The organism is Xanthomonas prunicola, assembly GCF_025266575.1.
Taxonomy (GTDB): Bacteria; Pseudomonadota; Gammaproteobacteria; order Xanthomonadales; family Xanthomonadaceae; genus Xanthomonas; species Xanthomonas prunicola.
In genome coordinates, this window is the sequence record NZ_CP096142.1 from 2,399,669 (window position 1) to 2,419,065 (window position 19,397).

Sequence of the window (19,397 nt, forward strand, 5' to 3'; positions counted from 1 at the left end):
CTACGGCGATCTACCGCCAATACAGCGCAACATCTTGCATCGACTCGTCTTCATCACTGCAACGCGTCATCCGATCAAAGAATCGGCACCAGCCCGGCACCGAAAGCGGTCAGCATGCGCACCAGCAACCACTTCGGGCCGACATTGACCTCCGGGAAGTCCCCTACTGCCACGTAGCACTGGCGGAACTGCGGGTCCTGTCGCTTGAGCGGGAATGGGCAATCCGGGCCGGGCTGGAACTGGTAATTGGTGGCGTAGCGCCATGGCCAGAAGTCCAGCACCGGCAAGGCCTCAGAGACCTTGCCCACGCTGTAGTTCAACCCGCTCAGCATCGGCGGCTTTTCGCGCGGAGCCACCGTCCAGGCATTTTCCGGAGCCATATCGCGTTCGATGCTGGCGGCCAGCGCCTGCGCAAAGCGCGCGTCGTCGATCACCACGGCCGCTTCGGTGTTGTAGTTCTCGCTGCGCGGGTCGAAGTTGTGCGTGCCGATCACGCCGATGCGGCGATCCACCACCAGCGACTTGGCATGCAACCCCATGCGTGCACCGGCGCGTGTCACCGGCAGCGGCTTGTTGACCGCGCGCGTGCCCAGGAACGAAGGCCGCGTTTCGGTACGCAACACGCGCCGGTCGACCTCGCTGCCGCCCGGTGCACGACCACGGCCACTGCTGCCGCGTAACACGCTGCCAGCACTGGCGCTTGTGTTCCCCTCTGCACCGCTGCTGCCGCGCATCGCGTTGCCAGCCGCACTGCCGCCGATCAGGCGATTGTTGCGGCTGTCTTCGTTGATTTCGGAAGCAGGGTTGAGTGGATCCGGCACCAGGTTGGCGTACTCCACCGGGGCATCCAGCGGGAATGGCTTGAATTCGTACACGTTGAAGCCCAGCTCGCGCATGTTGCGGCGTTTGAACTTGTACGACAGCGCATACACGATGGGATTGTCGGTGGCGGCCAGGCTGTTGGTCGACACCACGATGCGCGGCGGCTGCGGGTGTGTGCGCAACGTGCGGAAGATCGCCTGCGCCTGGTCGGACAACACCAGATACGGCGTTTGCAGCAACACTTCCTGCTGCGCGCCGGCAATCAGGCCATCCAGTTCCGGCGCCGTGGAAACCGCCTTGGCGGCATGTTCCCTGCGGTGTTTTTGCGGCAGATCGGCGACATACAGCACGCGCTGCACCGGCATGGCCGGGGTCACGAAGGCATCGCGCACGAACTGCGGGTCGCGCGCTTCGCGATCCACCCGCGCCACCCGGTCGGGCCGGCGGAAGTTCGCCGGCGGCATCTGCGGTACGCCCTGCTCCAGCAGCACGCGCCCGACATCGTTCAAACGCTCGGCCGGCACACTGCGCCGGGCACGCCAGAACGCATCGAAATTAGCGGCCATCGCACGGACTTCCGGGCCGGCCAGAATCACATCGCGGTCGCGAAAGTTGTACTCGCTGTCCCAGTCGTAATAGTCGTCCTGGTAATTGCGCCCGCCGACCACACCGAGCACGTCGTCCACCACCAGCAGCTTGTTGTGCATGCGCTGATTGAAGCGGCGGAAGCAGCACAGAATGCTGCCGGCATAGTCGAAGTAGTTGAGTTTGACCTTGCCGAAGGTCGGGTTGTAGATGCGCAGCTGCAGGTTTTCGTGGCTGCTGGCCAGCGCACCGAGAATCTGCAGATCGGCGATCGCCGACAGCTGATCGATCAGGATGCGCACCTTGACGCCGCGTTGCGCGGCATCCATCAGCGCGTCCATGATCATGCGCGCGCTGTCGTCCTTGTCGAAGATGTAGGTCTGCAGGTCGACGCTGCGGGTGGCGCTGCGGATCAGATTGAGCCGGGCCACCAGCGATTCTTCGCCATGGTCGACGATGGTGGCGTAATGCCGCGGCGCTGCCGGTGTGGAGGCAGTGATCGCCTCACCGCCCAGCGCGCGTAACGGCGAAGGCTGCGCGCAGCGATTGGCCTGCGTGCAATTCACCACAGTGCTGCGTGCCGCAGCGGCGACGCCGGCAGCACGGTTGCGCTCGGTTTGCGACAGGCTGGCGCATCCGGTGCCGAGCAACAACGTTGCCAGCACGAGAACCCTCAACAGGCACTTCACGGGCGCCGCGCCTCCTGCAAGCGCCCACGCAGAACGAATGTCACCCTGTCGCCCAGGGCCATCTGCCACGCATTCATTCCGTAACGTCCACGCAGGACCGTACCTCGACTGATCACGTCGCAATCATAGCCCGGCCGGGTGCATTCGGCCGGGACCACATGCAGGGTCTCGGTATGGGTGATTCCGCGGATGGTCAGGTTGCCGGTGATGTCTCCCCCGCCATTGATCACCTCCTCGGTGTAAGGCAGCGACTCGAACTCCACCACCGGATAGCGCGCCACATCGAAGAAATCCTCACCCCGCATCCAGCCGGTGTAGCGGTCCTTGCCCGGGATCTCCACCTGGGTGGCGTCCAGCCGAAATCGTACCTGCTGGCGTTTGTCTGGCAGTTCCACCACTTCACCACGAAAACGCGGGAAAAACCCCTCGATCTTCATCCCGAAGCGGGTTTTGATCTCGAACCCGAAACGCGATTGCGCCGGGTCGATGGAATGCATCTTCTGCTGCGCCAGACAGGGCAAGGTGACCCAGAGTGCGAGCCAGGCGAACCAGCGCAGCGACGATGACACGGATCAGGGCCACCAGAAGGCGGTCAGGCGGGCGATACCCGGCTCGATGGTGGCGTCCAGTGGCAGGGCCAGCAACGCAATTGACGCGGTGGGCATGCCACGGTAATCGCCGGTCTGGCCGCTGTGCATCAACGCCGCCAGCCGTTCCAGACCAGGGTTGTGGCCGACCAGCAGCAGGCGCTCGGCCTCGCGATGTTCATCCACCAGGCTGGCCAGAGTGCCCGGCGTGGCCTCGTAGATGCGTTCGTCCAGTCGTTGTTCGATATAGCCGGTGAGCTCGAGCACCGCTTCGAGGGTTTCGCGGGCGCGCCGGGCCGGCGAGCACAGCACCCGGTCAGGCACCAGCCGTTGCTCGCGCAGCCAGCGCCCTGCCGCTTCGGCCTCGGCGATGCCGTGCGGCGACAGCGGGCGATCGAAATCGGCCTGGCCGGTATCGGCCGGTTCGGCATGGGCGTGTCGCAACAAGATCAATTCGCGCATAGGAACTTCCCGGTTCTAGGACTTCTTGAGCCACTTGAACAGCGGCTCCCAGTCCCGTTGATGGTCGCGCACTTGCGCCGAGCGGTAGTCGAACAAGCTGCGTCCCAGCCCGGCCATCACCACATAGGCCTGGGTGTCGCGCAGTTGGGTCACCAGCGGGTACGGCCAGCTGCCGATCATGTCGGCGGCCTGTTGCGAGGTCTGGGTCCAGGGACGAGCACGATTGAGCACCAAGCCCACCGGCAGTTTGCGCTGGTGCACGCGTGGCACCTTGGCCAGCGTGTTGAGAAAGCCGACCACCGCTTCGATATCCAGCGCCGAGGACAACACCGGCACCACGATGGCATCGACGTGATCAAGGAATCCGCCCAGGTCGTCGGCCATCGCTCCGGCCGGCGCGTCGATGATCAAGGTGTCGGTGCCATCCGGCACGGCCGCCTGCCAGCTGCGGCGCTTGGTGGCGTCAATCGGCAGTACCGCACTTTCCAGGCTGGCGCGGCGCTCCGCCCAGCGGGTCGACGAGCCTTGCGGATCGGCATCTGCCAGCACCGTGCGCTGGCCTTGCAACGCCGCATGTGCGGCCAGGTTGGTGGCGATCGTGGTCTTGCCGACGCCGCCTTTGGAGGCGGCCACCAGGACTGTCTTCATGCACGCCTCGCTTCCGGGAGCAGGCCGGCAGCGTACACCGCGGCAAGGTGAGGAAGTAGTCGAAACGCGTTAAACGCGTTGATGCCGTACAGGCAAAGACAGCGCAGACCTCCAGCCGATGGATGCAAACGCCTTGCGCCGCAAGTGAGGGCGGCAATGGCTGCACACTTCTCACCCAGCGCAAGATCATCTGCACGTGTTGCCCCGATGCAGGTGTGCATTGCATGAGCAGTGGCCTCGTCGCAATGCAGCATGGCAGCGACATTGGACCTTGGCATGGGCCCGAGCGACCGGGCGCAAGCGCATGCAGGCAGCACTGCTGCTGCCGGCCTGCTGGCGCTAGCGGAGGCCTTACGCTACCAATCGCGCCAGCAGCCAGGCCCACGCAGGCAGCGTCAGCAACGACAACAGAATGCTGTAGCCAACCATTGCTGCAGCCAGACGTGGCGCCAGGCGGTGCGAAATGGCCAGCGCCGCAGCGGTAATCATGGTGGGCATTGCCGATTCGAGCACATTGGTCTGCAGCATCTGCCCGTGCAGGCCAAGCACCCAGGACAGCGGTAAGGCCAGGACCGGCATCAGCACCAGCTTGAACACCAGGCCCACGGCCAGCGGCTTGAGTTCGTCGGCAGGCAGGCGCAGCTGCAGCGAAAAACCCACCGACAGCATCACCAGCGGCAACATCGCATCGGAAAGGTTCCTGAGGCCGGAGCCGATCCAGTTCGGCGGTTGCTCGGGCATCAGTGTCAAGGCGAACAGCAGCGCCCACAACGGCGGAAACTGCAGCACCCGCAGCAGGATCAGCCGCCCAGTCGGCGGGGTATCGCCACTATACCGGGCCAGCACGTACAGCCCGAACGTGGACAGCAGCACGAAAGTGCCGAACTGGTCGTAGACCACTGCATACGGCAGCGCGTGATCGCCGATCAGTGCGCGCACCATGGGGAAGCCGATAAAGCTGGAATTGGTGAACACCACGCACATCAGCAGCGCGGCGTATTCGGCGCGGCCGAAGCGCAGCAGGCGGCTGCTGCCCCACAGCAACGGCACGATGATGGCGGTGAGCAACCACGGCGTTGCAATCACCCCGCCCAGCGAGGCATCCAGGTGCAGGCGCGGAACATAGGTCAGCACCGACGCCGGCAGGCAGATGTGGAGCACGAGACGGTTGAGCACATCGGCGCTGTTGTCCGGCAACACCCGCAGGCGGGCGAACAGCAGGCCCAGCCCCAACATCGCCAGAATCAAGGCAAATGCATCTACCGCCATGCGCGATCGTGTCCGTTGGAAAGCGATGCACAGGATCGCATGGCGCGCGGAGCGCGCATCGAAGGATGCGTTGGCGTGGTTGGTGCGAGGCGCACGCCACCAAGCTCCGATCACTGCGAAGCCTCAATTACGGCATCTCACACAGCGACCTCGCAACGTCAGCAAGCCAACGTTCTCAGCCGTGATGCGATCCGGCACAGACCTGATCAGCCTTTCACTGAGCCAGCGGAATCGACGTTACGCGTCCTCGTCTCAAGTCAGCGGCAGGCCGACGCACCAGATCGCACCTGGTTAATCGGCAAACATGCCCGGCCCAGCGTCGACCCAGTACACGACCCGCGCTGCAGGAAATCCCCGCAGCGCGGCCTGGCGTTTACGGAAACGCCGGCGGCTTGGCCTGCCAGGCCGCAAAGACCTCGGCCAGGGTGGCGCGCTCGGCCTCCCGCCATTCCGGCAACAGGCTGGCGTAGCTGGCGGTGCTGCTCCAACGGTCCGGCCAGGTGCGCACGGCTGCCGCATACCACTCGACCGCCTCTTGCTTGCGCCCTGCGCGCCAGAGCGCGAGTGCAGCCGTCGTCGGCAACCATTCCGGCGTGGCCGGGCGGCCGTTGGCCAGGTTGGCCCATTGCTGCAGCGCCTTGTCGGGCTGATCGGCACGCAGCAGATCCCATCCGTAGTTCCAGGTGATGGCGCGGTATTGCTGGCTGCCGTTGGACACCAGCGCCAGCGCGCCCTGATAGAGCTCATCGCCTAACTGCGTGCGCCCACCGGCGTAGGCCAGCGACGCCAACTGCGCACGCGGATCGGCCGCACGGGCATCACGCTGCACCATCGCCGCAAGCCGGTCGACAACTGCATCGCCCTGGCCTTGTACGGCGACCACGGCCTTGGTTGTGCTGCGGTCTTCGTCGAAATAGAACTCTTTGGGCTTGGGCAGACTCTGCGCCTGCGCCAACGACCACACCCCTCCCAGCAGGGCCAGAGCGGCCCACGCGTATTTCCTTTTCACTGTGTTTTCCCCTGACAGCAAACGACCCCTTCCCGTCCCCATCCTACCCGCAGCGCGTCGGCTGCGCATCCGCACAGGGGCAGGTGCGTGAAAACTGACTGTTACACTTTGTGCCGCCGTTTTGGAATCCGTCGGGTGCGTCAGATAGTTTCAGATGACACGCACCGGGGCCCAGCCACCCTTTTCGGGCACGCCATGACCAGTACCGCTGCACTTTCTTCTCCCGACTCTGCCAACACGCCGGAGCTCGGCCAGGTGGATGCGGATTACACGCTGGACCACAAGTACACGCGGACCGATGGGCGCATCTATCTTTCCGGGGTGCAGGCACTGGTGCGGCTGCCGCTGCTGCAGCGCCTGCGCGATGACGCCGCCGGCCTGCAGACCGCCGGCTTCATCAGTGGCTATCGCGGCAGCCCGCTCGGCGGACTGGACCTGGAACTGTGGCGTGCGCGCAAGCACCTGGACGCGGCCAAGGTCACCTTCACTCCCGGCCTCAACGAGGACCTGGCCGCCACCATGGTGTGGGGTACCCAGCAGACCAACCTGTTCCCCGGCGCAAAGGTGCAGGGTGTGTACGGCATGTGGTACGGCAAGGGTCCGGGCGTGGACCGCAGCGGTGACGTATTCAAACACGGCAATGCCGCCGGTACTTCTCCTTTTGGCGGGGTGCTGGCGCTGGCCGCCGACGACCATGCCTGCCGCAGCTCGACCTTGCCGCACGGGTCGGAAGACGAATTCGTCAGCGCGATGATGCCTATCCTCAATCCGGCCGGGGTGCAGGACATCCTGGACATGGGACTGCTGGGCTGGGCGATGAGCCGCTACACCGGGCGCTGGATCGGCTTCAAGACGATTGCCGAAACCGTGGAATCGTCCGCTTCGGTGGACATCCATCCGTTCGCACGCACGATCGTGCTGCCGGAGGATTTCGCACTGCCGCCAGGCGGTTTGAGCATCCGTTGGCCAGACCCGCCGGTGGATCAGGAGATGCGCCTGCACCGGTATGCGATTGCCGCGGCGCAGGCCTTCGCGCGCGCAAACCACATCGACAAGGTGGTGCTGGATTCGCCGCACGCGCGGCTGGGCATCGTGACCACCGGCAAGAGCTATCTGGACGTGTTGCAGGCGCTGGAATACCTGGGCCTGGATGCGCAGACCTGCGCGCAGATCGGTATCCGCGTGTACAAGGTCGGCATGACCTGGCCGCTGGAACCGGTGGGTATCAGCGCGTTTGCGCAGGGTCTGCAAGACATCGTCGTCGTGGAAGAGAAAAAGGCCTTCATCGAGCGCCAGATGAAGGAGCTGTTCTACAACTGGCCGGCCAGCGCCGGCGCGCGGCCGAGCATTGTTGGCAAGTACGATGAGCAGGGCGCGTGGATCCTGCCCTCCACCGGCGAGCTGACGCCGGCCACCATCGCGGCGGTGATCGGCAGGCGCATCCTGCGCCTGCTGCAATCGAGCACGATCAATACCGATTCGATCCAGCAGCGTCTGCGCTGGATGGATGCCAAGGAAGCGGAAATGGCCCTGCCGCGCGCGCAATTTCCGCGCGTGCCGCATTACTGCTCGGGCTGCCCGCACAACACCTCCACCGCAGTGCCGGAAGGCTCGCGCGCGCTGGGCGGTATCGGTTGCCACTACATGGTGACCTGGATGAATCGCGCCACCGACACCTTCACCCACATGGGCGGGGAAGGCGTGACGTGGTCGGGGCAGGCGCCGTTCACCGACACCCCGCATGTGTTCCAGAATCTGGGCGACGGCACCTACTTCCACAGTGGCTCGTTGGCGATTCGGCAATCGGTCGCCACCGGGGTCAACATCACCTACAAGATTCTCTACAACGATGCGGTGGCGATGACCGGCGGCCAGCCGGTAGACGGCACGCTCACGGTGCCGGATATCGCGCATCAACTGCGGTCCGAAGGCATCCATGAGATTGCGATAGTGAGCGACGACATCGGCAAGTGGACGCGGCGACGCGACCTGTTTCCTGCCGAGGTCGCGTTTCATGATCGCGGCGAGCTGGATGCGGTGCAGCAGCATTTGCGCACGGTCAAAGGCGTGTCGATCCTGATCTTCGACCAGACCTGCGCCACCGAAAAGCGCCGCCGTCGCAAGCGCGGCAAGCTGATCGATCCGCCCAAGCGGGTGATGATCAATTCGCTGGTCTGCGAAGGTTGTGGCGATTGTGGCGAGAAGAGTTTTTGCGTGTCTGTGCTGCCGAAAGAGACCGAGTTCGGGCGCAAGCGCCAGATCGATCAGTCCAACTGCAACAAGGATTATTCCTGCGTCTCTGGCTTTTGCCCGAGCTTTGTCACCGTGCATGGCGGCGCACCGCGCAAGGGTAAGAAGCGCGATGCCAGTACGCTGCTGGACACGCTTCCCGAGCCGCCCAAGCGCACATCGCTGGAGCGGCCCTGGAATATCCTGATCACCGGCGTCGGCGGCACCGGCGTAGTGACCATCGGTGCGCTGCTGGGCATGGCCGGGCATCTGGAAGGCAAGGGCGCGACGGTGCTGGACCAAACCGGCCTGGCGCAAAAGGGCGGCGCGGTGACCACGCATATCCGCATCGCCCGCCAGCCCGACGACATCCACGCCGTGCGCATCGCTGCAGGCGAAGCCGACTTGGTGCTGGGTTGCGACATGGTGGTGGTCAACGATTATTGGGCGCTGTCCAAGGTGCGCGACGGCCGCACCCAGGTCGTACTCAATACCTACGAGGCAATGCCGGGCAGCTTCACCACGCAACCGGATCTGCAGTTTCCCGCTGCCGAGATCATCGCCGGTGTACGCACCGCGCTCGGTGGCCAGGAGCCGTTGTTGCTGGATGCCACGCAGCTGGCAACTGCGTTGCTGGGCGATGCCATCGCCAGCAATCTGTTCGTGCTTGGCTACGCCTGGCAACACGGGTTGGTGCCGGTGTCGCATGCGGCGCTGATGCGCGCAATCGAACTCAATGGCGCGGCCGTTGCGATGAATCAGCAGGCATTTGCCTGGGGCCGCCTGGCTGCGATCGATCTGCCGGCGGTGCAACGCGCTGCGGGTCTGGCCGGCAACGACGCGCCGGCACACCTGCGCGGCGACACACCGCAAGCGCATGGCCCGGGCAGCTGGGAAGAGCACGACCTTGGCGGCCAAAGCGCACCGCGTGCGCTGGCGCAGACCGATGGCAGCACGCTGCATGGCGCTGTCGCTGCACCGGCCGATCCGCTCGACGACGAGCAGCTGACGCAATCGCTAGACGAAGCCATCGCGCGCCGCATCGCGTTCTTGACCGAGTACCAAGATGCCGCCTACGCGCAGCGTTATCGCAGGCTGGTCGAGCGCGTGCGCGCACACGAGCTGCAGCGTGTGCCCGGCAGTAGCGCACTTACCGAGGCGGTGGCGCGTTACGCCTTCAAGCTCATGGCCTACAAGGACGAGTACGAAGTGGCGCGCCTCTATACGCGGGGCGACTTCCAGCGCCGGTTGCAGCAACAGTTCGAAGGCCACTACACGCTGCGCTTCCATCTGGCGCCGCCGTTGCTTGCAAAGAAAGACGCGCATGGCAATTTGATCAAACGCGAGTACGGGCCGTGGATGTTCACTGCCTTCAAGTTGCTGGCGCGGTTGAAGTTCCTGCGTGGCGGCAAGCTCGACGTGTTCGGCTACAGCGAAGAACGGCGTGGCGAGCGCCAGCTGATTGCCGATTACAGTGCGACGGTGGACATGCTGTTGGAACGGCTGGATACCGATAACGTCGGCCTGGCCGCGCAGATCGCCAGCATTCCGGAACACATTCGCGGCTATGGCCACGTCAAACATGCGCATCTGCAGGAAGCCAAGGCGCGCGAAACCGCGCTGCTGGCGCAGTGGCGCAATCCGAAGGCGTTGCATGTGGTGCAGACGGCTTGATCAGGATGTAAGTGCTAGTCCGTGATTTCTCTAGATAGGCAATTCATAGATTGCATTTATAAATAGCAACTTATAGATTGCATTTCCACAAAGAAAGCCATAGCTTGCCTAATCCGACGATCAATACGCCAGCAACGATGGGTATCACCGTTTTCCCCATCCAGACGACGCAGCAATTGGGTCCTCTGCTCAAGGCGCTGCGCAAGCAGCAAGGCCTGACCCAGGATCAGTTGGCCGAGCAGTTGGGCATTACCCGCCAAGCGGTCAGCGCACTGGAACGCAAGCCTGAGGCCGCCACATTCGAACGCTTGATGCGCGTTTGGGCGATTCTGAACGTGGAGGTTTCGCTGAACCTGCGCAACAACGGCTCCTCGAATCCCTCCGAAGAGGCTTGGTAAGCCGTGGCCGAACTGTGCGTATGGATGAATGGATTGCGCGTCGCTCGTTGGCGAGAGGATGTGCACGGAGCGCGGCTGACCTACCCCTCCGAATGGCTCCACTCGCCCCAGGCACGGCCACTGTCCCTATCACTTCCATTGTTGCCCGAAGGGCAGTCGCATCGCGGTGATGTCGTCACCCATTATTTCGACAATCTGCTGCCCGATAGCACGGACATCCGTCGTCGTATGCGGGAACGTTTCAAAACCGACTCGGCCGGCACATTTGACCTGCTTCAGGCGGTGGGCCGCGATTGTGTCGGCGCAATCCAGTTGCTTGCAATTGATGCCGAACCCGAGCATTTGCGCAGCATCCAGAGCAGAGCACTGAGCGATACCGAGGTTGCCGCTGTGCTGCGCGGCGTCACCGCGCCGCTGCTGCCCGGCCAGCATGGCGATAACGACGACTTCCGGCTGTCCTTGGCAGGCGCTCAGGAAAAAACTGCGCTATTACATCATCAGCATCAGTGGTGCGTGCCCCTGGGGAGCACTCCGAGCACGCACATCTTCAAGCTGCCGCTGGGGCTGGTCGGCAACATGCGCGCGGACATGCAGGCAGTGGAAAACGAATGGCTGCGCGCGCAGCTGCTCGCCGCATTTGGCATTCCCGTGGCTGTCACCACGATGGGAAGGTTCCAAGAGCAGCGCGCCCTGATAGTGGAACGTTTCGACCGGCGTCTATCGCCGGACGGACAGTGGTGGATGCGCCTTCCCCAGGAAGACCTGTGCCAGGCATTCGGTGTGTCTTCGTCGAAAAAGTACGAGAACGACGGTGGCCCCGGCATCGTGGCGATCATGGAGTTACTCAGGCAGTCGAGCCAACCTTCCGACCGTGAAACCTTCTTCAAGGCGCAGATCCTGTTCTGGCTGATCGCCGCAACTGACGGACACGCCAAGAATTTCAGTCTGATGATTGAGCCCGGCGGCCGTTTCCGCATGACGCCGCTCTACGACGTTTTATCCGTTTATCCCGTCCTCGGACGCGGCGCACAGCAGCTAGATCCACATCGCGCGGCATTGGCGATGGCCGTGGTTGGAAAAAATAGGCATCGTCGCTTGAAAGATATCCGCCGTCGCCATTGGAACGACACTGCACGTGCGTGTGGGGTGCGTGCTGGTGCCGAACCCTGGATCGAAGAATTAATGGAACAGCTGGAAAGCACATTGGATTTTGTCGCAAACACGCTTCCAGCAGAGTTTCCGGTACCCCTGGCAGATACTGTCTTCAGTGGCATGAGAGAAGCGGCCAAGCATCTGCGTGAGATGCCATCTGATCGCTAATCGCAACCGAACACGCGTTTTGACTGTTCGGACGTCGCGCTGCAACCTTACAACGGCCGCAACAAGCGCAGCCCGAACCAATCCTTGGCATCGTTCCAGCCATGCGTCACCCTGAGCCCGGCGGCTGCAGCCAGTTCGGCAAAGCGCGCGTCGGTGTACTTGCAGCTGTATTCGACCTGCATCGCTTCGCCGTCGGCAAATTCCACATCCTTGCCGCCGACCTGCACGCGCTGCGCGCGTTGGCTGATCAGGAAGGTTTCGATGCGGCCGCGCTCACGTGCATACACCGCGTGGTGACGGAATCCTTCCAGATCGAAATTGCTGCCGATCTCGCGGTTGAGCCGTGCCAGCAGGTTCAGGGTGAACTCGGCAGTGACGCCGGCCGCATCGTTATAGGCGGCTTCGATCAGCCCCACGTCCTTGTCCAGATCGATGCCGATCAGGGCGCAGCCATCACTACCCATGGTCTGGCGCATCGCATCCAGCAACTCGATAGCCGCAGCGTCAGTGAAGTTGCCCAACGTGGAGCCGGGGAAGAACACCACGTGGCGCCGCGCCGGGCGCTGCGCATCGGGCAGACGCAGCGGCTTTGTGAAGTCGGCGCACACCGGCAGCATCTGGATCTGCGGAAATTGCTGTGTCAGTCGCGCGGTGCTTTCCAACAGCGCGGTCCGCGAGATTTCCAGCGCCGTGTAGGCCACCACATCACGTAGGCCCTGCAACAGCAATTCGGTCTTGCGTCCACTGCCGCTGCCGTATTCGACCACGTGCACGCTGGCACCGATCGCTTGCGCGATCGAGGTCATGCTGGCCTCCAACAAACCGAGTTCGGTGCTGGTGAGGTAATACTCCGGCTGCTGCGTAATGGCTTCGAACAACTGCGAACCACGCGCATCGTAGAAATATTTCGACGGCAGCGTCTTGGGCGTTTGCGACAACCCCGCCAATGCATCGGCAGTGATGTCGTCCGGTTGAGGGCGCAGGTCGGTCAGCGCAGCGTGCGCGCGTTGCAGGGCATGGGCGGCGACGTTCAAGGCAGATCCTTGGCAAGGCGCACGCCGGCAAATTGCCAACGCGCATCGGAGGGGAAGAAGTTGCGGTAACTGGCACGCAGGTGGCTAGCCGGGCTGGCGCAACTGCCGCCGCGTAGTACCCACTGCGCATTCATGAATTTGCCGTTGTATTCGCCCAGCGATCCGGGCCAGGGGGTAAAGCCGGGATACGGCAGATACGCGCTGCCGGTCCATTCCCAGACATCGCCGAACAGCTGCTGGATGCCGGTGTCCACTGCTGCAGCCCCGCGCGGATGCAACGCATCGGTGTCGACGAAGTTGCCCTGCACCGACACGCCTGTCGCGGCCTGTTCCCACTCGGCTTCGGTGGGCAAGCGCGCACCGGCCCAGCGCGCGAATGCATCGGCTTCGAACAGACTCAGATGGCACACCGGTGCATGCGGGTCGCGCGCGCGCCAACCGTCCAGCGTGAACTCGCGGCCTGCCGCATCCCAGTACAAGGGATGGTGCCAACCTTGCGCCTGCACCATCGCCCAGCCATCGCTGAGCCAGGCACCGGCGCTGCGATAACCGCCGGCATCGATGAATTGCTGGAACTCGGCGTTCGTCACCACGCGGTTCGCCAACGCATGCGCGCCGACCAGCACGCGGTGGCGCGGCGATTCATTGTCGTAGGCGAAGGTAGCGGCCTGTGGCCAGGGTGCAGCGCCCATCTCGACGATTTGCTCGTCGCGCGCATGCCAGCGCAGCGTGCTGGCAACGGCTGCGGGTGGCGACGCGGCATCGCGATAGGCCGGCTGCAAGGGGTTGCTCCACAACGCATGTTTGATGTCGGTGAGCAGCAACTCCTGATGCTGCTGCTCGTGCTGGATGCCGAGCTGCACGATGGTGCAAGCCTGCGCATCGAGCAGGCCATCGCGCAGGCGCTGCTGCATCTGCGCATCGACCGCAGCGCGGTAATCGCGCACCTGCTGTAACGAGGGGCGCGACAGCACCCCACGACGCGCGCGCGCATGCATCGGGCCGACGCTTTGGTAGTAGCTGTTGAACAGGAAATCCCAGGCTGGGTCGAACACGCGGTACGCCGGATCGGATTGCAATACGAAGCGTTCGAAAAACCACGTGGTATGCGCCAGATGCCATTTGCTGGGACTCGCATCGGGCATGCTCTGCACCATCGCGTCTTCGGCGCTCAAGGGTGCGGCGAGACGATCGCTCAACGCGCGGGTCTGCGCGTAACGTTCCAGCAGCGTCAACTGCTGTGGCTGGTGGTGGCCCAGCAGAGGTGAGAGTGCAGACATCGCTATATGCTTGGGTAGCGCCCGTGAACGCGCCGTGTGGGCAGCGTGGCAGCCAGCGGTAAGCTGTTGGCATGTCATCGCCTTTTCTGTCCAGCACGCTTCCAGCACCCCTCGATTGGACCCAGCGCCATCACGCATTTGCGCTGCCTGCCGAGGTCACTTATCTGGATGCGGCGTCGCGCGGTCCATTGTTGCGCGCCGTACAAGCTGTGGCGCACCACGCAGTGGATGCGATGGCCGCGCCGTGGCGCTTGCCATTCGATGCGTGGGTGCAGCAGATCGAGCAATTGCGCGTGCTTGCCGCCGCGCTATTGGATGGCGATGCCGAAGCGGTGGCGATGGTGCCATCCGCCGCGCATGGCCTGGCCACAGCCGCACGTAACCTGCCGCTGGAGCATGGCGACGCAGTGCTGGTGCTGGAGGGACAATTCCCCTCCAATCTGTTGATCTGGCAGCGGCGCTGCGCAGAGGCCGGTGCGCATCTTGTGGCGGTCCCCACAAGCACCGACGGCAGTGTGACCGACGCGGTGCTGCAAACCATCGCCGACACCCCTGCACTGCGTATCGCGAGCTTGCCGCATGCGTACTGGCTGGATGGGCGGGTGCTGGATCTGAACCGCATCAGCGCCGCCGTGCACGCCAGCGGGGCTGCGCTGGTGCTGGATCTGAGCCAGAGCCTGGGCGTGTTGCCGCCTGATCTAACCTGCTGGCAACCGGATTTCGTGGTCAGCGTCGGGCACAAATGGTTGCTCGGGCCGATGGGATTGGCGTGGCTATGGGTGGCACCGCAGTGGCGCACAGCCGGGGTGCCGATCGAAGAACACTGGATCGGCCGCGATGCGGGTAGCAGTTGGGAATTCCCGATTGCCGCCGCACCGCTGTATCGCAGCGGAGCCCGGCGATTCGATGCCGGGGGCGTTGCCGACCCGTTGCGAATCGCAATGGCCACGGCGGCATTGCAGCAGATCAATGCGTGGCAGCCGGCACCCATCGCCGCCGCGTTGGGCGCCTTGACCACCCAGTGGGACACGGCCTTGCAGGCGCGTGGCCTGGGCAGCTGGTGCACGCCGGGACACGCGCCGCATCTCACCGCATTGGAGCCGCCAGCAGCTGCGCTGGACGCCGTGACGACAACACTCAACACGCTCGGTGTGATCTGCACACGTCGGCACGGGCGCCTGCGGATTGCGCCGCATTTGAGCGTCACCGACGACGCATTGTCACAGGTGATTGCAGCGCTGCCGGGCAGGTGAGCGCTGCGCGCTAGCATTGGATGACGTGCATCTGCCACGTGTTGGCCCGGCATGCGTAAAAGCGCGTGCGACAGGGCATCACCGGTAGAGCTTCATCGCGGGCAAGCCCGCGCCTACCGTCCATATTCCGCGCAATCGTTGGTGGTAACAGCGATCTGCTAGCCATGCCCACAGCACCTCATTGTCGCTGGCTAATCCGCAACCCACGCGGCGTGACCCAGCGCTCCAGTCCTTCGAACACCGCCTGCACCAGCAGTGCCAGCACGGCGGCGGGAATGGCGCCTTCCAGGATCAAACCGATATCGTCCAGGCGGATGCCGGTGAGGATCGGTTGGCCGTAGCCGCCTGCACCGATCAGCGCGCCCAGCGTGGCGGTGCCCACATTGATCACTGCGGCGGTCTGGATGCCGGCCACAATCGTGCGGCGTGCCAGCGGCAGTTCCACACGCCACAGGCATGTCCACACCGGTAACCCAATGGCATGCGCGGTCTGGCGCAGCTCGCGCGGGATCGAGGTCAGCCCAGCATGGGTATTGCGCACGATTGGCAGCAAGCTATATAGAAACAGCGCGGCAATGGCTGGTTTGGCGCCGATGCCGAACAGCGGAATCATGAAAACGAACACGGCGAGCGACGGTAGCGTCTGCAGCACACCGGTCAACGACAATACGACTTGCCCCAGACGTGGACGCCGCGCTGCCAGCACACCCAGCGGTAGCGCAAGCAGCAATGCCAGCCCCAGCGAAATGCCGACCAACGCCAGATGCTCGCGCGTATGACGAAGCAAGCGCGTCACCCGCGAGTCCGTTTCAGAGGCCGGTGTGACGCCCAACCAGTGCGCCGCAACCGCCGCTTCGGACTGCCGCTGGAGTTTTACCTGTGCGTTGAGCCGCTGCATGGTGGCTTCATCGATGCGTCCTTGCAGCCCCTGCAATGCCTGCAGCATTGCCGGCGAGCGTTGCGCCAGATCCTTGCGATATAAAAAAATCGCTTGGTAATCGGGGAAATAGTGCCGGTCGTCGCGCAGCACCTGCAGCTGGTAATACGGAATTTCCGCGTCGGTGCTGTACAGATCGGTGACCTGGATCGCGCCGCTCTGCAGCGCGCGATAGGCCAGATCGTGATCCAGCCCGGTCGCGGTCTGCGGCAGTGCATAGGCGGCGCGCACGCCCGGCCAGCCATCGGCGCGCTGCATGAATTCGTTGCTCAGCCCGATCTTGAGCGATGGATGCCTTGCCAGATCCGACATCGATGCGATGCCAAGCGCCTGCGCGCGCTCGACGCGCATGCCGAAAGCATAGGTGTTCTGGAAGCCGAGCGAGTCGGTCATCGCCAGCCCGCGTGCATCCAGTGCGGCGCGCAGTTCGGCCTGGTTGGCGCTAGGTAGTTGCAGCAGTTCCTGTGCCAGCGTGCCGGTGTATTCGGCATACGCGTCTATCTGCCCAGTCTCCAGCGCGCGCCACAGGATGCGCGTGCCACCGAGTTGTGCGCGGTGCTGCACATCCACACCGTCACGCCTGCCGGCGGCAGTGGCGATTTCGCCCAAGATCACCGCTTCGGTGAAGTTCTTCGAACCGATGGTGACCTGCGCAGCCTGCGCGCCGAGACTGCAGATCAGCAACACCGCAGCGATGAGCGCACGCGCCATCATGCGGCATCGCCGATGCTGCGCTGGGCGGTGAGGAAGCGCTGCACGAACGCATCGGCTGGCTGCTCCAGCAAATCGCGCGCAGTGCCTTGCTGCACAACGCGGCCGGCGCGCATCAGCACCAGGCTATCGGCCAGGTAAGCAGCTTCGGCGACGTCATGCGTCACCAACACCACGGCCTTGCCCAGCTGCGCAAACAGTTCGCGCATCTGCGCCTGCAGGTCGTACCGCACGATGGGGTCGAGCGCGCCGAGCGGTTCGTCCAGCAACAAGGCCGGCGGGTCCAGCATCAATGCGCGAATCAGGCCGACACGCTGGCGTTGACCACCGGAGAGTTCGGCCGGGTAGCGCGCCAGCAACTCCGTTGGCAGTTGGCACAATGCGCATAGCGTCTCCAGGCGCGCATTGATGCGCTCACGCGTCCAGCCCAGCGTCTGTGCCAGCAAGGTCACGTTGCTGCGCGCGTCCAGATGCGGAAACAACCCGCCTTCCTGGATCACGTAGCCGATACGTTGACGCTGCGCCTGCAGGTTGGCGCGCTGCAATGGCGTGCCGTCGAAGGCGACCGTGCCGCTGTCCGGCCACTCCAGCCCGACCAGCAGGCGCAACACGGTGGATTTGCCGGCGCCGCTAGGGCCGATCAACGCCGTCGTGATGCCGCTGGCGAAAGTCAGCGAGACCGCGTCGAGCGCGATGGCCTGGCCGTAGCGACGGCTGACCTGGTCGAGAGTGAACATGCGCGTGAGCTTGCAGAACGCGACGTCAGACGCGCGCGAAGGTGCGCATCAACGCGGCGGCGCCAGCAATTCGCGTGCGCTCAGATAGCCATCGCCATTGGCGTCCTGCCGCGCGAAGCGCTCGATCAAGGTGGCGCGATGCGCGGCGCGGGTGATCGGCTTGCCGCGGCGGCCGGGCAGTTCATCGCCTTGCAGCACACCATCGTGATTGGTATCGCGCTGGTCGAAGGCATAACTCATCCAGGCCAGATACTCGTCAAGACTCACCCGCCCATCGCCATCGGTGTCCATGCGTTGTAGATATTGCTGGCTGTCCTGCACCTGGGCCTGCGCTGCAACCGCAGGCAGGAATGCAAGACATGCGATCAGTACCGTACGCACGGTCACGCCGCACCCGCCATGTGCACGCACCATTGCGCACCTGCCGCCGCTTTACGCACCACTCAGCGCATACCCTTTGAGTCGCGCCGCATAGGCCTGCAGGGCAGCATTACCGCTGGCTTCGGCCTCGTGGCACCACTGCTGCAACTGCCTGAGCCGTTCGGACGCATCATGGCTACGCGCTTCCAGCACAGCGGTCAGCCGCGCGCGATACTCGACCAGGGTGCGCATGCGCGGACGCTGCGCCACCCAGGCCTGCAACTGCGCGCGCGCATCCGGCTTGAGCCAGCGCCCGTCATCGACCAGACCCTTGCGCAAACGCCGCGGCAACAACTCGCGCAGCTTGGCGCCGGTGGCGGCGGCTTCCTCGCGCAAGGCCGGCTTGAGCACGTTGCGCTGGTAGTCGGTCATGGCCTGGAAGCGGTGCGACAGCAGCGCCTTCAGCGTATCGGCATCGGGCACGACGATATTGGGGCGGATATCCAGTGACGGCGCTACGCGCAGTACCTTGGCCAGACCCACGGCCTGCAACCCGCGAATCGCAATCCAGCCGATATCCAGTTCCCAACGCCGCATCGAAAACCGTGCCGAACTCGGGAATGCGTGATGGTTGTTGTGCAGTTCTTCGCCGCCGATCCACAGCGCCCACGGGGTGAGGTTGGTGGAGGTATCGGCGGATTCGAAATTGCGATAGCCCCACCAATGGCCCAGACCATTGACCACGCCGGCAGCCCAGAACGGAATCCACGCCATCTGGATCGCCCATAGCGCTATGCCCGGCAACCCGAACAACACGGAATTGATCACCAGCAAGGCGATCGGGCCGACGTTGGCATGCGGGGTGTACAGATGCCGCTCGATCCAGTCGCTGGGCGCGCCCTTGCCGTACTGCTCGATATCGGCGCGTTGCGTACGGGCCTCGCGATACAACTCCACGCCGCGCCAGAACACCTGCCTGATGCCCTTGGTCTGCGGGCTGTGCGGGTCCTCCTCGGTCTCCACCTTGGCGTGGTGCTTGCGATGGATGGCCACCCATTCGCGGGTGATCATCGAGGTGGTGAGCCAGGTCCAGAAACGGAAGAAGTGCGCCACCACCGGATGGAAATCCACGCCGCGGTGCGCCTGGCTACGATGCAGGTACAAGGTCACCGCAAAGATGGTGAGCTGGGTGAACACCAGCAGCACCGCCAGCATGCCCCACACGCCCAGCCCGGCCACGCCGGCGGTCAGGAAGTCGATGATCGGATCGGACAGCATCGGCAGTTCCACGGTGGCGGTGTCTCGTTGGTCCATGCAGACATGATGGGGGCGATCGCGGCAAACTTCACCCTTCGGATGCGTAGGGTGATGCCTGCTTTTCTAAAGCGGTTCA

The 19,397-nt window shown here is 64.1% G+C and carries 16 protein-coding genes; 4 read left to right on the top strand and 12 right to left on the bottom strand.

The genetic code is table 11. From position 1 onward, the window contains the following. Nucleotides 1-74: 74 nt before the first annotated feature. From M0D43_RS10380 to M0D43_RS10405, 6 genes are all read right to left on the bottom strand, one after another. On the bottom strand, nt 75-2,096 hold the full coding sequence (locus tag M0D43_RS10380) for a phospholipase D family protein (protein WP_252164551.1): 2,022 nt from the start codon (nt 2,094-2,096) through the stop codon (nt 75-77). Continuing rightward, a complete protein-coding gene (locus tag M0D43_RS10385) occupies nt 2,093-2,665 on the bottom strand; it encodes a YceI family protein (RefSeq protein ID WP_252164552.1) in 573 nt (190 codons plus the stop codon). The genes M0D43_RS10380 and M0D43_RS10385 overlap by 4 nt, the downstream gene beginning before the upstream one ends. A gap of 3 nt (nt 2,666-2,668) precedes the next feature. Beyond that, nucleotides 2,669-3,145, bottom strand: coding sequence for a SixA phosphatase family protein (locus M0D43_RS10390; RefSeq protein WP_003488452.1), 477 nt, complete (start codon nt 3,143-3,145; stop codon nt 2,669-2,671). 15 nt (nt 3,146-3,160) lie between these two features. Further along, a complete protein-coding gene (locus tag M0D43_RS10395; RefSeq protein WP_260808187.1) occupies nt 3,161-3,793 on the bottom strand; it encodes a nucleotide-binding protein in 633 nt (210 codons plus the stop codon). A gap of 351 nt (nt 3,794-4,144) precedes the next feature. Next, nucleotides 4,145-5,062, bottom strand: a complete 918-nt coding sequence (locus tag M0D43_RS10400; RefSeq protein ID WP_252164554.1) for an AEC family transporter — start codon at nt 5,060-5,062, stop codon at nt 4,145-4,147. A 373-nt stretch (nt 5,063-5,435) separates the two neighbouring features. After that, nucleotides 5,436-6,071 carry a hypothetical protein gene (locus tag M0D43_RS10405; RefSeq protein ID WP_101364786.1) on the bottom strand — a complete coding sequence of 212 codons (636 nt, stop codon included), beginning with the start codon at nt 6,069-6,071 and terminating at the stop codon, nt 5,436-5,438. Nucleotides 6,072-6,266: 195 nt separating this feature from the next. On the opposite strand from M0D43_RS10405, the gene M0D43_RS10410 reads away from it, so the two are divergent. From M0D43_RS10410 to M0D43_RS10420, 3 genes are all read left to right on the top strand, one after another. Then, nucleotides 6,267-9,974, top strand: coding sequence for an indolepyruvate ferredoxin oxidoreductase family protein (locus M0D43_RS10410; protein ID WP_252164555.1), 3,708 nt, complete (start codon nt 6,267-6,269; stop codon nt 9,972-9,974). 137 nt (nt 9,975-10,111) lie between these two features. Beyond that, nucleotides 10,112-10,372, top strand: a complete 261-nt coding sequence (locus tag M0D43_RS10415; RefSeq protein WP_252164556.1) for a type II toxin-antitoxin system RelB family anti-toxin — start codon at nt 10,112-10,114, stop codon at nt 10,370-10,372. A gap of 24 nt (nt 10,373-10,396) precedes the next feature. Beyond that, a complete protein-coding gene (locus tag M0D43_RS10420) occupies nt 10,397-11,692 on the top strand; it encodes a type II toxin-antitoxin system HipA family toxin (protein ID WP_260808258.1) in 1,296 nt (431 codons plus the stop codon). Nucleotides 11,693-11,739: 47 nt separating this feature from the next. On the opposite strand, the gene egtD is transcribed toward M0D43_RS10420, so the two are convergent. Both egtD and egtB read right to left on the bottom strand, forming a co-directional pair. Further along, nucleotides 11,740-12,726: an L-histidine N(alpha)-methyltransferase gene (egtD, locus tag M0D43_RS10425; RefSeq protein ID WP_252164558.1), complete on the bottom strand. Its 987-nt coding sequence runs from the start codon at nt 12,724-12,726 to the stop codon at nt 11,740-11,742. After that, nucleotides 12,723-14,012, bottom strand: a complete 1,290-nt coding sequence (gene egtB / locus M0D43_RS10430) for an ergothioneine biosynthesis protein EgtB (RefSeq protein WP_260808259.1) — start codon at nt 14,010-14,012, stop codon at nt 12,723-12,725. The genes egtD and egtB overlap by 4 nt, the downstream gene beginning before the upstream one ends. 65 nt (nt 14,013-14,077) lie before the next feature. Here egtB and M0D43_RS10435 point away from each other — a divergent pair, with 65 nt between their 5' ends. Then, a complete protein-coding gene (locus M0D43_RS10435) occupies nt 14,078-15,259 on the top strand; it encodes an aminotransferase class V-fold PLP-dependent enzyme (RefSeq protein ID WP_260808188.1) in 1,182 nt (393 codons plus the stop codon). 178 nt (nt 15,260-15,437) lie between these two features. Here M0D43_RS10435 and M0D43_RS10440 read toward each other — a convergent pair whose 3' ends face one another. The 4 genes from M0D43_RS10440 to M0D43_RS10455 are packed head-to-tail and all read right to left on the bottom strand — an operon-like array spanning nt 15,438 to nt 19,282. Next, nucleotides 15,438-16,910, bottom strand: a complete 1,473-nt coding sequence (locus M0D43_RS10440) for an ABC transporter permease/substrate-binding protein (RefSeq protein WP_260808189.1) — start codon at nt 16,908-16,910, stop codon at nt 15,438-15,440. After that, nucleotides 16,907-17,644: an ATP-binding cassette domain-containing protein gene (locus tag M0D43_RS10445; RefSeq protein WP_252164561.1), complete on the bottom strand. Its 738-nt coding sequence runs from the start codon at nt 17,642-17,644 to the stop codon at nt 16,907-16,909. Before M0D43_RS10445 ends, M0D43_RS10440 begins: the two co-directional genes overlap by 4 nt. Before the next feature lie 48 nt (nt 17,645-17,692). Beyond that, nucleotides 17,693-18,058: an EF-hand domain-containing protein gene (locus tag M0D43_RS10450; protein ID WP_252164562.1), complete on the bottom strand. Its 366-nt coding sequence runs from the start codon at nt 18,056-18,058 to the stop codon at nt 17,693-17,695. A gap of 18 nt (nt 18,059-18,076) precedes the next feature. Continuing rightward, nucleotides 18,077-19,282 carry a DesA family fatty acid desaturase gene (locus M0D43_RS10455; RefSeq protein WP_252165019.1) on the bottom strand — a complete coding sequence of 402 codons (1,206 nt, stop codon included), beginning with the start codon at nt 19,280-19,282 and terminating at the stop codon, nt 18,077-18,079. Nucleotides 19,283-19,397 lie beyond the last annotated feature (115 nt).

Coding starts and splice junctions, on each gene's coding strand:
- M0D43_RS10390 (WP_003488452.1), bottom strand. CDS start 3,145: ATGCGCGAATTGATCTTGTTGCGACACGCCCATGCCGAACCGGCCGAT.
- M0D43_RS10395 (WP_260808187.1), bottom strand. CDS start 3,793: ATGAAGACAGTCCTGGTGGCCGCCTCCAAAGGCGGCGTCGGCAAGACC.
- M0D43_RS10400 (WP_252164554.1), bottom strand. CDS start 5,062: ATGGCGGTAGATGCATTTGCCTTGATTCTGGCGATGTTGGGGCTGGGC.
- M0D43_RS10410 (WP_252164555.1), top strand. CDS start 6,267: ATGACCAGTACCGCTGCACTTTCTTCTCCCGACTCTGCCAACACGCCG.
- M0D43_RS10415 (WP_252164556.1), top strand. CDS start 10,112: ATGGGTATCACCGTTTTCCCCATCCAGACGACGCAGCAATTGGGTCCT.
- M0D43_RS10420 (WP_260808258.1), top strand. CDS start 10,397: ATGAATGGATTGCGCGTCGCTCGTTGGCGAGAGGATGTGCACGGAGCG.
- M0D43_RS10435 (WP_260808188.1), top strand. CDS start 14,078: ATGTCATCGCCTTTTCTGTCCAGCACGCTTCCAGCACCCCTCGATTGG.
- M0D43_RS10440 (WP_260808189.1), bottom strand. CDS start 16,910: ATGATGGCGCGTGCGCTCATCGCTGCGGTGTTGCTGATCTGCAGTCTC.
- M0D43_RS10445 (WP_252164561.1), bottom strand. CDS start 17,644: ATGTTCACTCTCGACCAGGTCAGCCGTCGCTACGGCCAGGCCATCGCG.
- M0D43_RS10450 (WP_252164562.1), bottom strand. CDS start 18,058: ATGGTGCGTGCACATGGCGGGTGCGGCGTGACCGTGCGTACGGTACTG.
- M0D43_RS10455 (WP_252165019.1), bottom strand. CDS start 19,282: ATGCTGTCCGATCCGATCATCGACTTCCTGACCGCCGGCGTGGCCGGG.